Source organism: Flavobacterium columnare (assembly GCF_014844295.1).
In the GTDB taxonomy this organism is placed as follows: Bacteria; Bacteroidota; Bacteroidia; order Flavobacteriales; family Flavobacteriaceae; genus Flavobacterium; species Flavobacterium columnare.
Window position 1 is genome coordinate 713,216 of the sequence record NZ_CP054494.1, and the last position, 13,741, is coordinate 726,956.

The following is a 13,741-nucleotide window of genomic DNA, read 5'->3' on the forward strand; positions in this document are numbered from 1 at the left end:
ATGAAACTGAATCACTTTACGGATTTTTCTATGCGAGTACTAATTTTTTTAGTCCATCTAAACAAAGAAAAAGCTACTTCTTTAGATGAGTTGGCCAGTACTTTTAATTTATCTAGAAATCATCTAATCAAAGTTATTCAGTTTCTTTCTAATCATAATTTAATAGAAACCAAAAGAGGCAAAGGAGGCGGAATACGTATTGCTGAAAAAACCTTAGAAACCCCTCTTGGTAATTTAATTCATTTATTAGAACAGGATGAAAATCCTATTATTGATTGCAAAGCTAAACCTTGTATTTTTCCGAGTAGTGAATGCCAATTAAAACATTTATTACAGAAAGGGTATGATTCATTTATTCTCACTTTAAATCAACATACTTTAGAAGATCTTCGTTTTAAAAATTGGAATAAAATACTTAACCAGTCATAAACCTTATTATTACCTCTTATATTGCAATTGTTTTGTTTTTTTATAAATTAGTATTTGTCGTCTTAGAGCTTTGCGATGGTGTGAGTAAAGAAGCCTAGACTTTCAGTTTAAGAGATACTGAACTTTACAAATACAAAACCAACATTAAATTGAGCCTGAAGCCACACTATTTCAAAACTCTTGTTGTGCGATCGGCAAAATTGGTTCAATTATAGTTCGTTTACTGTTCATTTATTTTAATGGTATTAGTTTAGGATTTTCAGCCATAACAACAATGTTTTTTCTATCACAACCTCCAAATAATTTTACAAGAATTTGAATTTTTGTTTTCTTATCCCAAACTGTTAGCAAAAATAATTTATTATACAACTCTAGTGTATTAAAAGTTAATTGATTATTTTTAATTTTATTATCAAAAGTTATTGATTTATTTATGAATTTGGGTAATTTATTTATATCAATTTTAAATTGATTTATCTGTTTTAATTTAATTGAATCCATAACTATTCCCATATAAATATCTTCGGAGGCTAAATTTATATCTTTTATCTCCACTGAAGTAATTTCGTATTTCAATTCGTAATTATCTTTTCTATAAAATTCAAATACAAATTTGCCACCTCCACAAGCTTGTGAATATGAAAGTTGATAAAAGTAACTTAATAAAATAAGGGTATATAAAGTTCTCATAATTATAAAATTATTTTTTTTATTACTTCTATGGCAACATCTATAACCTCTTTAATTCTAGTTACATTATCAAGATTTGCTAAATGGAAATGCCCAACGGGTTTACTTGAGGAGACTCCCCTTATGGCTGTAGTTCTGTACATTATTTCGTTTGACAAATAATTTCCGCCACCACCCTCAGTCGATGAATTTAACTTTGAACTATCAAATCTAACATCTAAACCATTTATATTCACAGAAAGATTATTACCAAAAATTTTAATTTTTGGTAATGTAGTTAAGTTATGTTTTTTGTTGGTGTTTAGAACAAATCTACTAGAGTTGTAATTGTATTCTTTATAATCCTGTCCTCCAATACACATATTATCGTGGAAACCTCCCCTATACTCAATAGCATCTGCTTCAATATCAAACCAGTTGTTACCTCCATTCAAACTAGTAGTTATAATCAAATCTACCTGTCCAATATGTTCTTTTATTACATTTTCAACAACTTGATTGTCAAAATCCTCATAGCGAACAGGAAATACACAAGTTTGAATTTGAATATTTTTATTTTGTAAATCTTGATTATTTTGTAAAAATAAAGCTAAAATACCAGAAGGATTAAAAGTGTTTACAGAATCTGCCCCCATACTTGTATTAAAATTTGTATCAGGATTAAGTTGAAACGGATCAAACCCCGTAATCAAAACTTTTTTATTTCCAACTGCTTTTGAAAAATCTATTCCAGTATAATTACGGCTGTTTTCTTCAAAAAGCTGTATTGCTTTGTAAAGTTTACTATTTTTCGGAACTATTGATTTGATAAAGAAATCGTCTTGGTCTTTTTGGGGTAATGCTTTAATATCTTCTATGTAAACATATTGGCGTTTTAGGATTACTTGCATTGCATTTCTTGCCCAATACAATGGTCGGTCATCAAGAATGGCTTCTATTTCTTTTATTTCCTTTTCCTTTTCTCCTGTTTTTTTGATAGTGGTAACAATGGTAGAAGTATGGTCTTTGTGTTGCCAAACGGCATAATCCCACAATTCTTTAGCACTTTTTATTACTTTTGCCTCGATTTGGTCTGTGGTTAAATCTCTGTTATCCTCGCATAGATATTCAGAGAATCCATCTACAATGTTTTTTATGGCATCGTTTTTTTCTTTGTGCGCGTCTATAAATTTATTTTCGTAGTTGGTTAATAAATCTTTTGAACCTGAATCATCTGTATTGAATAAACCTATTAACTCTTCATAATTTCGTTTGTAGGTTACTGGTTTTAGGCGTTCGCCTTCGAGTGGGAGATAAACGGGTTTGGCTTCAAAGCTAATTTTGACATAAAATTCGTTTAAATCTTCTTCTTTTATTTTGGTTATGTGTTGGTCATAATCGTATTCTTCTAAATCATCGCTGTACCAATTTGGATTGAGTTCAAAAAGTGGCGTTTCGTATTGATTGTTAAAAACAGGAACAAAGCCCCAACGGTAACCGCTACCGTTCATCATATCAAAATTTTGGTTCTTGCTTTTTGATTTTCCTTGCAAGGTAAGATAAATCATTTTGCCGTCTTTGGCATTTTTGGTGGTAACTTTTATTTTGAGTTTTTGACCATAATAAAAATCTTTGGTGTTTTGATTGAGTAGCTTATTGTTTTGGTCAAAAAAATCTACTTTTTCAACATAAGGATGCGTAGCGTAATATTTTTCAGGTAGAACATATTCGCCAAATGTAACTCCTTTTTCTTTTCCGCTCATTATAATTTGTTCACCAGCATTATATTCAATACTTTCTGCCCAAATATGATAATCTCCACCAACTGTCTCGGTTATTTTTCCGTCAACTATGGTTGTCTTGCTTCCTCCAGTAAATATTTTTGTCGTTTCTCGCATTTTCCTTCTTTGGTTAAAGGTTCTCGTTGCTGACGCACAACATCCTTATTTGTGTATTTACTCGTATTCAACAACCATTCTAACAAGGTTATTTTAGCAACGTTTATTGATTAATCTTGATTTTCTATGCTTTTATAAGCATCAATAATTTTTTTAACTAATTTATGACGTACAATATCTTTATCATCTAAATAAATTATTCCTATTCCGTCTACATTTTTTAATACTAAAAGAGCTTCTTTTAATCCTGATATTGTTCTACGAGGCAAATCTACCTGACCTGGATCGCCTGTAATAATAAATTTAGCGTTTCGTCCCATACGAGTCAGGAACATTTTCATCTGGCTATGTGTTGTATTTTGAGCTTCGTCTAGTATAACAAAGGCATTATCTAGTGTACGACCGCGCATAAAGGCCAGAGGCGCAATTTGAATAACCCCTTTCATGATATAATCTTCTAAAGTTTGAGGAGGAATCATATCGCGCAAAGCATCGTAAAGTGGTTGCATATACGGATCTAGCTTTTCCTTCATATCTCCTGGTAAAAAGCCCAAATTTTCCCCCGCTTCTACAGCAGGTCGAGTTAATATAATTCGCTTTACTTGTTTTTCTTTTAAAGCTCTAACAGCCAAAGCAACTCCTGTATAGGTTTTTCCTGTCCCTGCAGGTCCTACAGCAAAAACCATATCATTTTTTTGCAAAGTATCTACTAATAATTGCTGATTAGGTGTCATAGCTTTTATTAGTTTCCCTCCTACACCATGAACTAATATTTTATCATGATCAGACATTTGATTATTTGGTTGTACATCCCCTTCTATAATCCGCATAATAACATTATCATCAATACTATTAAAACGTGTAAAATGAAGCATCAATCTACGAAATCGTAGTTCAAACTCATCTAACACATCTTCTTCTCCAAACGCTTTTAAAGTAGTTCCTCTAGCCACAATTTTAAGTTTTGGATAGTATTTTTTTATTGTTTCTAAATGTTTGTCATGAGCTCCCCAAAATTCTTTAGGAGCTATATTTTCTAATTCTATAACCCTTTCGTTCAATGTCAGATTAATTTAGTTAAAAATAAATTCGTTTTGTTTATCCCAAATCTAGTAATTTTGCCCCAATAATACAGCAATAGTTATAAACAATCGAATGTCAATAATTACACTTACTACCGATTTTGGACTCAAAGACCACTTTGTAGGTGCACTAAAGGGAAAAATTTTCACACAAATCCCTAATGCTCAAATTGTTGATATTTCTCATCAAATAGACCTATTCAATATAATAGAAGCAAGTTATGTAATTAGCGCTGCGTATTACAACTTTCCAAAAGGTACTGTTCATCTAATAGGTGTTGATAGTGAACAAACTGTTAGCACAAAACATCTGGTTGTATATTGGAACGAACACTATTTTGTATGTGCTGACAACGGAATCATGAGTTTGGTTTGTCAAAACCAAAAACCAGAAAGCATAACAGAAATCAATGTTTCTAATCATTTACCTAAAACAGCTACTGATACAGACATTTTGTTAGCTGTGGCTTGTCATATTGCAAAAGGAGGACAACTGGATGTCATTGGTAAAAAAATTGAAGATTTGAAACCACAAAACCAACTACAGGAAATGGTAGAATCAAACAAAATTAAAGGAAATGTTATATATATTGATCATTACGGAAACTGCGTGACCAATATTACTCGAAATTCTTTTGAAAAATTAAATATTGATAAGAAGTTTGAAATAAAATTTGGCAATAAAACGATAAAAAAAATACATCGCTCGTATTCTGATTTTAATATAAGAGAAGGCTACACCCTTAAAGATTATGAAGGTGAAAAGTTAGCTCTTTTTAACGAAGCTGGCTACCTTGAAATTGCTATATTCAAAAGCAATCCGAATACTACTGGTACAGCTAAATCATTATTAGGATTAAAATATCGAGATACCGTGAGCGTTATTTTTGAATAAAATCATCATACAGTTAAACTCATAAGCAACACTATATGTTAACCCGAATAGTAAAACTCAGTTTTCATGAAGAAAACATTCCCGCTTTTTTAGAGAATTTTGAACAAATAAAAGATAAAATTCGCAATTCGCCTGGCAATCAGTTATTAGAACTTTATCAAGACCAAAATAATCCTTGCATTTTTTTCACATATAGCTATTGGGAAAGTCCTGAAGCCCTAGAAAATTACAGAAATTCCGCATTATTTGATGAAGTTTGGACCTTTACCAAAAAACTATTTAATGATAAACCAGAGGCTTGGAGTGTAAACAAACGGGTTTCTTTGGTTTAAAATTTTAACTTTGAGCTTATTGAACTACTTTTGTCCATTATACAATATTTTTAAACTTTAGACTTTAAACCTATATAAAAATTTATGAAAGCCATACTTCTAAAAGAATTTCGATCATTTTTTGGATCTCCCATTGGTTATTTAGTCATTGCTTTATTTTTGCTCATAACGGGATTACTTTTATGGGTTTTCGAAGGTAATTACAATATACTTAACTCTGGTTTTGCCGATTTAACCTCTTTTTTTACAATTGCTCCTTGGATTTTATTGTTTCTAATTCCCGCTGTAACTATGAGGAGTTTTGCTGATGAAAAAAAACAAGGCACCATCGAGCTCTTATTAACCAAACCTATGAGTTTAGGTGAAATTGTTATTGGTAAATCCCTAGGTGCTTTTTTATTGATACTTGTAGCTATAGTTCCCACATTAGTTTATGTAAAAGTAATCTATGATTTAGGTTTACCCGAAGGAAATTTAGATTTTGGTAGTACATTAGGATCGTATTTTGGATTATTATTTCTCGTCGGATCGTATACCTCTATAGGTATTTACACATCTACTTTATCAGATAATCAAATTGTAGCTTTTCTAACAGCTGTATTGATCTGTTTTATATTTTATTTTGGATTTCAAGGCATCTCTACATTAACCTTCTTTGGAAATTTCAATGACTTTGTAGCATCATTAGGAATGGATTATCACTACAAAAGTATCAGCCGAGGTGTCATTGACACACGTGACCTAATCTATTTTATCAGTGTCATTTTTTTCTTTTATATACTAACTGTTATTAACCTTAAAAACTACAAGAAATAAGATGAAAAATTCTGCAAAAAAAATGATTGGTCTTATCCTTGGATTGGTTCTATTAAATAGTATTAGTCATTATGTCTTTAAACGTTTTGACTTAACACAAGACAAAAGATATACATTATCAGAAACATCTTTAGATATTCTAAAAAACGCACAAGAACCACTTTATGTAGATGTATTTCTAGAAGGTAGTTTTCCTACAGAGTTCAAACGCTTACAATTAGAAACAAAACAAATATTAGAAGAATTAAAAGCCTATAACCCTAATATTATATTTCAATTTGTTAATCCTCTCGAAAATCCCGAAGAAGCAGAAGCAGTGATGCAGCAATTTTATGAACGCGGATTAACTCCTATCAAAATAACGGTTGATGACAAAGGAAAACAATCACAAGAAGTAGTCTATCCTTGGGCTATTGCTACCTACAAAGGCAAAAGTACAAAAGTCCCTTTACTTAAAAACCGTATGGGAGCCAGTACAGAACAAAAAGTTATTCATTCAGTACAACATTTAGAATATGCTTTTACAGATGCTTTTCATAAAATAACAACGCCCAAAAAGAAAAAAATTGCCATCATAAAAGGTAAAAATGAACTGCCAGATGTCTTAAAAGCTGATTTTTTACAAACCGTTCGCGATAATTATTTTATTGCTCCTTTCCCTATAGACTCTGTAAAAGCTAAGCCTGAATTAATACAAAAAGCACTCAAAACATTCGACTTAGCCATTATTGCTAAACCCAAATCAGGTTTTACAGATGCCGAAAAACAGGTATTAGATCAATTCGTGATAAACGGAGGAAAAACCCTTTGGCTAATGGATGCTGTAAACGTTTCTATGGAAGACTTAAATCAAACAGGTAGTACATTAGCATTTGCAAATAATTTAGGCTTAAATGATTTATTTTTCAAATATGGCTTTCGTATAAATCCCGTATTGATCAAAGATATGCAAGCCGTACCCATAGCATTAGCTACAGGAAAAAGAGGAAGCGAGACACAATACCAAAATTATCCTTGGCTCTATTCCCCTTTTGTTTACACAGAAAGCAAACACCCTATTGTAAACAATATTGATGGTGTTAAATTTGAATTTGCAAACCCTATTGACACCTTAAAAAATGGTATAAAGAAAACTATTTTATTAAAATCATCCCCTTATTCAAGAACGGTAGGCACCCCCGTGGAAATTAACCTTGAAATGGTTAACGAAAAACCTATCCTAAAAGATTATATTCCTGGTAATTTTCCTGTAGCATTATTATTAGAAGGTAAATTTCATTCTGTTTTTGAAAATCGTGTATTGGCTTTTAAATCGCTTGATTTTAAAAACGTGGGTAAGGATTCTAAGATGATAATAATATCTGATGGAGACATTATTAAAAACCAACTCGATCAAAATGGACAGCCAATGGAACTAGGTTTTGACAAATGGACTAACCAATTATATGCTAATAAAGAGTTCTTAATGAATTGTGTAAACTTCTTATTAGACGACAAGGGGTTAATTAACATCCGTAGTAAAGAGGTAGAACTTCCCTTATTAGATAAAGAAAAAGTGTATAAAGAATATACTTACATTCAATTCATTACGGTTGGCGCACCACTAATTATTTTAATCCTTTTTGGTGTTATTTTAAGTTATTTCAGAAAACGAAAATTTGCTCAATAATTATTTAAAAAAATAATTTCAAAAACTAATTAGTTTACGATATATTTGTAAAAACTAAAATCTATACACCATAAGGTTACTTACTTAAATAATTTGCGATGAAATTTATTGTATCGAGTTCTTATTTACAAAAACAACTACAGGTCCTAGGTAGCGTAATAAACAGTAGCAATACTTTACCTATCTTAGACAATTTTTTATTTGAATTAAAACAAGACCAATTAGTGGTTTCTGCTTCAGATCTAGAAACTACCATGTCGGCTTCTTTAAGCATAGATTCTACCAGTGAAGGAAGTGTGGCTGTACCCGCTAAACTATTGTTAGAAATTTTAAAAACGTTCCCAGAACAGCCTCTTACTTTTACAGTCGAGGAGAATAACACTATTGAAATCAGTTCTCAATCGGGTAAATACGCTTTAGCCTATTCGCCAGGAGCAGAATTTCCTAAGGCAGTTGTTCTAGAAGACCCTTCTAAAACATTGGTTCCCGCGGAAGTATTATCAACAGCAGTAAGCAAAACTATTTTTGCAGCAGGTAATGACGACCTACGTCCTGTTATGAGTGGTGTATTTTTTCAGTTTTCACCCGAGGGATTGATTTTTGTTGCTACAGACGCTCACAAATTAGTGAAATATGCACGAACTGATGTAAAAGCTTCTCAAGTTGCTGATTTTATTATGCCTAGAAAACCTTTAAACATTTTAAAGGGTATATTAGCTGCTTCTGATGCTGAAGTAACTATTGAATATAACGATGCTAATGCAACTTTTTCTTTTGACAATTATATTTTAACCTGCCGATTAATTGATGGAAAATACCCTAATTACGAAGCTGTTATACCAAAAGAAAATCCAAACAAATTATTAATAGATCGTACACAATTTTTAAGTTCAGTACGCCGTGTAGCCATTTTCTCAAATAAAACCACACATCAAATTCGTCTTAAAATTGCAGGTGCTGAATTAAATATTTCAGCAGAGGATATTGATTATTCTAATAAAGCAGAAGAACGCCTTACTTGTGATTATCAAGGAGATGATATGCAAATCGGTTTTAACTCTCGTTTCTTAATGGAAATGCTAACAAATTTACAAAGCGACATGATCCAATTAGAAATGTCTATGCCAAATCGCGCAGGAATATTAACTCCCGCTGATGGATTAGATGAAGGAGAAACAGTTACAATGCTTGTTATGCCAGTAATGCTTAATAGCTAAAAAACATCAGGCTGTCCGAAAAGAGCACACAATCTTATATCATTCACCCAAAGGGAGAAACAATAAATGTGTCTAATATAATTTCATAGAAGTAGTCATTCAAACATTAAATCATACTTTTCGGACAACCTTATCATTTCCAACACAATCAGTTTCACAATATAAATATCTCTTTTTAGCAATAAAAATCTTCTAGTAATAAATTCTAATTGAAGTTATAGTCCTTTCTGCTAGAAATATCGACTATAAACAATACCTTTGCAAAAAATACAATTAGAAATATGTCATCATTTGAGCCCTTTAATTTACCAAAATCTTTACAAAAAGCATTAGACGAATTAAAATTTGTCAGCCCTACTCCTATTCAGGAAAAATCATTTAATGTAATCATGTCAGGTAGAGATGTTATGGGAATTGCTCAAACAGGAACAGGTAAAACATTTGCCTATTTACTTCCACTACTAAAACAATATAAATTTGCTCAAACGTACAATCCACGAATCATGATTTTAGTACCTACTAGAGAATTAGTGGTGCAAGTAGTAGATGAAGTAGAAAAACTGACACAGTATATGTCTGTTAGAACTCTAGGAATTTATGGGGGCGTAAACATAAACACTCAAAAAAACCAAGTATATCAAGGAATAGATATTTTGGTTGGAACCCCTGGACGTATAATGGATTTAGCTTTAGATGGTGTTTTATCTTTGCAAGAAGTAACTAAACTAGTAATTGATGAATTTGATGAAATGTTGAATTTAGGTTTTCGTCCACAGATTACTTCTATCTTAACCATGTTAAAACCCAAACGCCAAAATATTCTTTTCTCAGCTACTATGACAGATGAAGTAGATGAAATACTTAATGATTATTTTGATTTTCCTGAAGAAGTTACCCTTGCCAAGTCAGGCACTCCGTTAGAAAAAATAGAACAGGTATCATACCATGTTCCTAACTTTAATACTAAAGTAAATTTATTAAAACATTTACTACAAACGAATGAAACTTTAGAACGAATTTTAATATTTGTTAATAATAAAAAAATTGCTGACATGCTTCATGATAAAATTGAAGCCGATTTTCCTGATCAATTTGGTATAATTCATTCTAACAAATCACAAAACTATCGTTTACTTACCATGTCATCTTTCCAAAAAGGGGAAACTAAAGGTATTATTACCACAGATGTAATGGCAAGAGGACTGGATATTTCTAACATTACACATGTCATAAACTTTGAAATGCCTGAAATTCCAGAACAATATATCCATCGTATTGGTAGAACTGGACGCGCTGACACAGAGGGTATAGCAATCAGTTTTATCACACCAAGAGAGGAGGATATAAAAATAGAAGCCGAAATGCTAATGGATCTTGAAATCCCTATTTTAGATTTCCCTGAAAGTGTAGAAATTTCAACACAATTAATAGGACCTGAAAAGGAAAAGCAAAAAATAAAGCATTTACTTAAAAAGCCTAAAGCATCTGAAAACACTGCCTTTCAAGAAAAATCAGAAAAGAATAAAAAGGTAAATTTAGGTGGTCCTGGTAAACGCAAACCTCGAAAAACAGCTCCTAGAAACCGCGCTGTTGAACGTAAACGCACAGAAAAACGTAAAAAGAAATAAAATTCTATTAGCCCTTGCTGAAAAACTAAAGATAGTTTGTTATAAAGAAACAAACCTATCATCTCTGCCTCTTTGTTAGAGAGAAACGTTTAAAAGATTGCTTTTTAATCAAATTTTGATACAATTATTTTTCTATAACCGTTTGTAAATATAAGGCATTAACCTTTTATAGGTACATTCGTAATAAGATAAAGACCTGTTTTTCAGCAAACCCTCTAATTCGTATTTAAGTTAATCTCTACTCTGAACATTTTCTAGCCCTACATATTGGTTTAAAAGGACTACTAACTGTTCTTTTTCAAAAGGTTTTACTAATACATCATTCATACCTACACTTTTACATTTACTAAATACCTCAAATTTATCAAAAGCAGTCAAAGCAATAATAGGAGTAATAATATTAAAAGTTCTTATCTGAATAGCCGCTTCATAGCCATCATAAATAGGCATATTGATATCTAAAAAAACAATATCAAAACTTTCTTTTTTACAAACTTCTATTGCTTCTAATCCATTTTCAACAATCAACACCTGACAACCAAAAGCCTTAAATATTTTTTCTGTTACAATTTGATTGATTTTATTATCCTCTGCTAAAAGTATTTTCAGCACACCTCTGTCGTTTTTATCTAGCAATAGATTAGGTAAAAAAATCTGATTATCAATTTCAAAGTTTAGCTGAAATACAACTTTAGTCCCCTTGCCTTCTTCACTCTCTAAAAAAATAGTCCCGCCAAATAAGGCTACTAATTTTTTCACAATAGGCAACCCTAAACCAGTTCCTTGATAGTCTTCTTCTCGACGTTCAATTTGAACAAATTCTTCAAAAATCCGTTGCTGGTTTTCCTTAGCAATTCCTATTCCTGTATCTTCTACAACAAATTCTAAACGCAACTGGTCATCTACTATCTTGAGTAATTTAACCTTTATATCTACGGCTCCATTTTCCGTAAATTTAAGTGCATTACTAATCAAATTCATTAAAATCTGGGAAAGCCTAAGACCATCTCCTATAATTCTTTCAGGGATTTTATGATCAATATCTATATTTATTGCATTCATTGTCTTGACAGATTGCATGTAAAAACTATTTTTAATAGCCTCTAGCTTATCTCTAAGGTTAAAATTACTTTTCTCTAAAATAATTTTCCTTTCGGTTATCTTATAAATTTGCAAAACATCATTTACTAAAGACAATAAATATTGGGCTGAGAATTTTAAAGATTCTAAATATTTGCTGTTTTTTATTTCAGGATATTCGTCAGCCAACAAATCAGAAATACCGATAACTCCATATAAAGGGGTTCTTAATTCATGTGTAATAGTTGATACGAATTGCGATTTTATTCGGGTAGATTCCTCAGCTTTATCTTTGGCATCTTCAAGTTCACTATTAATTCTTTGCAAACGCATAAAACTTTTGCGTCTATTACGGTTATTTTTATACAATATGTAAACTAAAACAATTAGAAAAACCACAATAACCATAAATAATGCAATGATTACATACGTTTTTTTTAAACTAAGTTCTTTTTCTTCCTTTTGTTTTTCAATATAACTTATGTGTCCTTCATATTCTTTTATTTTTATCGCATCTTCTTTGTTTTTTACTGATTCAGAGCGGGCTTGGTTGTAAACTTTATCTTTATATAGAGAACTTAATCTTTGATATTTTAGAGCCTTTTTATATTCCGAAAACTTTTCAAAATGTATAGCATAATCATAATAAACCTCCGCTAAATAACTATCTAATAAATTTTCTTTTTCTGTTACGCCATATTGAATAGCTTTTTCAAAGAAATGTTCTGCTTTCTCTTTTTGATTTTTATAACTACAATATCGTGCCCACAAGGCATTATAATTTAATTGAGCTTCCGATTCTTGATTGTATTGCATATAATGACCTGCCTTCCTTAAAAAAGGTATTGCTTCTTCATAACGATTTTCATCAACATAAGCCCCTGCAATATTCAAAGAGTTATAAACAGTTTGAATCGGTTTATTTATTTTTTCCGCGTAAACCAATCCTTTTTTATAATACTCAATCCCTTTTTCAAAATTGTTTTCGTAGTAAGAATAAACTGCACCAAGGTTATTATATACCAGATTTTTGAGTGTATCATTTTCTACTAAATTGGCATAGTATAAGGATTTAAAAAAATAATCTTTGGCTTTTTTCGTATTTGCAAATTCAGTAAAATTACATCCCAAAACCATGTAAGCTTTAGACTTTAAGGTATTGTCGTTTAACAAAAATGATTCGGATAATCCTTCTTGAGCCAGCACCATTGATTTTTTAGTATCTAACTCTCTCAAAGCTCGTTTTGCTTTTTCGATTTTTATTTCCGTTTTTTTTACTGTATTTACCCCTTGTGAAGAAGCATCATTAGTTACAATAATAAGACTTAAGATAATTATAAAAAAACGATGCATCTTCTCACTATTTGATTTTTTTAAGAAAGGAATTTAGTCAAAAATAGTTTATTTTTGACAATTAAAACTGTTTTGAATCAATTTTAATGAATTAAGCACCAATGTATCAACAACTTTCTAAATTCGCGAGAAAATTCATCAAACCCTCTGTTTTTTTAAAATATGGATTTAATCTATCTCCTATGTATAAGCGTAGTACCGCTCGCATAACCCATATATCAGAAGATTTAAAAAACATACACATAAAAATCCCTCATACTTATAAAAATAAAAATTACGTTGGATCTATCTTTGGAGGCAGCCTTTTTTCAGCTGTAGATCCCATTCCTATGACACAATTAATGTACATTTTAAAAGAAAATTATATCGTATGGGACAAAGCAGCCTTAATTCGTTTTAAAAAACCTGCGCGAGAAAACGTTTATGCAACTTTTTACTTTAGTGATGATGAAATAAATGAAATTATAGAAAAGGTAAAAATAGGTAAAGAAATAGAACACACTAAAATAACACATATTACTAACAAAACAGGCGATGTTACATTTTGTGAGGTAACGAAAACTATCTATATAGCAGAAAAAGAATTCTATAAAGAAAAATTAAAGAAAAGAGAACTTTCCTCCTAAGTTTTGATTTTGCTTTTTTTCTTAGAAATATTTTTAAAAAAATTACT

Annotated in this window: 12 protein-coding genes; 8 read left to right on the forward strand and 4 right to left on the reverse strand. The window is 30.9% G+C overall.

Going from position 1 to position 13,741, the window contains the following annotated elements:
* Positions 1 to 429 carry an Rrf2 family transcriptional regulator gene (locus HUE53_RS03150; RefSeq protein ID WP_014165649.1) on the forward strand — a complete coding sequence of 143 codons (429 nt, stop codon included), beginning with the start codon at positions 1 to 3 and terminating at the stop codon, positions 427 to 429.
* Between the two features lie 231 nt (positions 430 to 660).
* Here HUE53_RS03150 and HUE53_RS03155 read toward each other — a convergent pair whose 3' ends face one another.
* From HUE53_RS03155 to HUE53_RS03165, 3 genes are all read right to left on the reverse strand, one after another.
* Positions 661 to 1,119 carry a hypothetical protein gene (locus HUE53_RS03155; RefSeq protein ID WP_014165650.1) on the reverse strand — a complete coding sequence of 153 codons (459 nt, stop codon included), beginning with the start codon at positions 1,117 to 1,119 and terminating at the stop codon, positions 661 to 663.
* 2 nt (positions 1,120 to 1,121) lie between these two features.
* Positions 1,122 to 2,996 (reverse strand): C15 family peptidase, encoded by a 1,875-nt coding sequence (locus tag HUE53_RS03160; protein WP_077226012.1) that lies wholly within the window; start codon positions 2,994 to 2,996, stop codon positions 1,122 to 1,124.
* Positions 2,997 to 3,106: 110 nt separating this feature from the next.
* Positions 3,107 to 4,057: a PhoH family protein gene (locus tag HUE53_RS03165; protein WP_014165652.1), complete on the reverse strand. Its 951-nt coding sequence runs from the start codon at positions 4,055 to 4,057 to the stop codon at positions 3,107 to 3,109.
* Between the two features lie 94 nt (positions 4,058 to 4,151).
* Here HUE53_RS03165 and HUE53_RS03170 point away from each other — a divergent pair, with 94 nt between their 5' ends.
* From HUE53_RS03170 to HUE53_RS03195, 6 genes are all read left to right on the forward strand, one after another.
* Positions 4,152 to 4,973 carry an SAM hydrolase/SAM-dependent halogenase family protein gene (locus HUE53_RS03170; protein WP_014165653.1) on the forward strand — a complete coding sequence of 274 codons (822 nt, stop codon included), beginning with the start codon at positions 4,152 to 4,154 and terminating at the stop codon, positions 4,971 to 4,973.
* Positions 4,974 to 5,008: 35 nt separating this feature from the next.
* The gene (locus HUE53_RS03175; protein ID WP_014165654.1) at positions 5,009 to 5,305 is read left to right on the forward strand and encodes a putative quinol monooxygenase; all 297 of its coding nucleotides are present in this window, start codon (positions 5,009 to 5,011) and stop codon (positions 5,303 to 5,305) included.
* Positions 5,306 to 5,389: 84 nt separating this feature from the next.
* Positions 5,390 to 6,121 carry a gliding motility-associated ABC transporter permease subunit GldF gene (gldF, locus tag HUE53_RS03180; RefSeq protein ID WP_014165655.1) on the forward strand — a complete coding sequence of 244 codons (732 nt, stop codon included), beginning with the start codon at positions 5,390 to 5,392 and terminating at the stop codon, positions 6,119 to 6,121.
* 1 nt (position 6,122) lies between these two features.
* The gene (gene gldG / locus HUE53_RS03185; RefSeq protein WP_065213309.1) at positions 6,123 to 7,790 is read left to right on the forward strand and encodes a gliding motility-associated ABC transporter substrate-binding protein GldG; all 1,668 of its coding nucleotides are present in this window, start codon (positions 6,123 to 6,125) and stop codon (positions 7,788 to 7,790) included.
* Positions 7,791 to 7,888: 98 nt separating this feature from the next.
* Complete coding sequence (gene dnaN / locus HUE53_RS03190; protein WP_014165657.1) at positions 7,889 to 9,007, forward strand: DNA polymerase III subunit beta; 1,119 nt, start codon at positions 7,889 to 7,891, stop codon at positions 9,005 to 9,007.
* A 281-nt stretch (positions 9,008 to 9,288) separates the two neighbouring features.
* Positions 9,289 to 10,635, forward strand: coding sequence for a DEAD/DEAH box helicase (locus tag HUE53_RS03195; protein WP_014165658.1), 1,347 nt, complete (start codon positions 9,289 to 9,291; stop codon positions 10,633 to 10,635).
* Positions 10,636 to 10,866: 231 nt separating this feature from the next.
* On the opposite strand, the gene HUE53_RS03200 is transcribed toward HUE53_RS03195, so the two are convergent.
* Positions 10,867 to 13,068, reverse strand: a complete 2,202-nt coding sequence (locus HUE53_RS03200) for a tetratricopeptide repeat-containing hybrid sensor histidine kinase/response regulator (RefSeq protein ID WP_077226011.1) — start codon at positions 13,066 to 13,068, stop codon at positions 10,867 to 10,869.
* Positions 13,069 to 13,169: 101 nt separating this feature from the next.
* Between HUE53_RS03200 and HUE53_RS03205 the strand changes: the two genes are divergently transcribed.
* Positions 13,170 to 13,694 (forward strand): DUF4442 domain-containing protein, encoded by a 525-nt coding sequence (locus HUE53_RS03205; RefSeq protein WP_014165660.1) that lies wholly within the window; start codon positions 13,170 to 13,172, stop codon positions 13,692 to 13,694.
* The last annotated feature ends 47 nt before the right edge of the window (positions 13,695 to 13,741 follow it).

What these genes read in the sequence shown, in the direction of transcription:
- HUE53_RS03150 (WP_014165649.1), top strand. Translation starts at nt 1, where the DNA reads ATGAAACTGAATCACTTTACGGATTTTTCTATGCGAGTACTAATTTTT.
- HUE53_RS03155 (WP_014165650.1), bottom strand. Translation starts at nt 1,119, where the DNA reads ATGAGAACTTTATATACCCTTATTTTATTAAGTTACTTTTATCAACTT.
- HUE53_RS03160 (WP_077226012.1), bottom strand. Translation starts at nt 2,996, where the DNA reads ATGCGAGAAACGACAAAAATATTTACTGGAGGAAGCAAGACAACCATA.
- HUE53_RS03170 (WP_014165653.1), top strand. Translation starts at nt 4,152, where the DNA reads ATGTCAATAATTACACTTACTACCGATTTTGGACTCAAAGACCACTTT.
- HUE53_RS03175 (WP_014165654.1), top strand. Translation starts at nt 5,009, where the DNA reads ATGTTAACCCGAATAGTAAAACTCAGTTTTCATGAAGAAAACATTCCC.
- gldF (WP_014165655.1), top strand. Translation starts at nt 5,390, where the DNA reads ATGAAAGCCATACTTCTAAAAGAATTTCGATCATTTTTTGGATCTCCC.
- gldG (WP_065213309.1), top strand. Translation starts at nt 6,123, where the DNA reads ATGAAAAATTCTGCAAAAAAAATGATTGGTCTTATCCTTGGATTGGTT.
- dnaN (WP_014165657.1), top strand. Translation starts at nt 7,889, where the DNA reads ATGAAATTTATTGTATCGAGTTCTTATTTACAAAAACAACTACAGGTC.
- HUE53_RS03195 (WP_014165658.1), top strand. Translation starts at nt 9,289, where the DNA reads ATGTCATCATTTGAGCCCTTTAATTTACCAAAATCTTTACAAAAAGCA.
- HUE53_RS03200 (WP_077226011.1), bottom strand. Translation starts at nt 13,068, where the DNA reads ATGCATCGTTTTTTTATAATTATCTTAAGTCTTATTATTGTAACTAAT.
- HUE53_RS03205 (WP_014165660.1), top strand. Translation starts at nt 13,170, where the DNA reads ATGTATCAACAACTTTCTAAATTCGCGAGAAAATTCATCAAACCCTCT.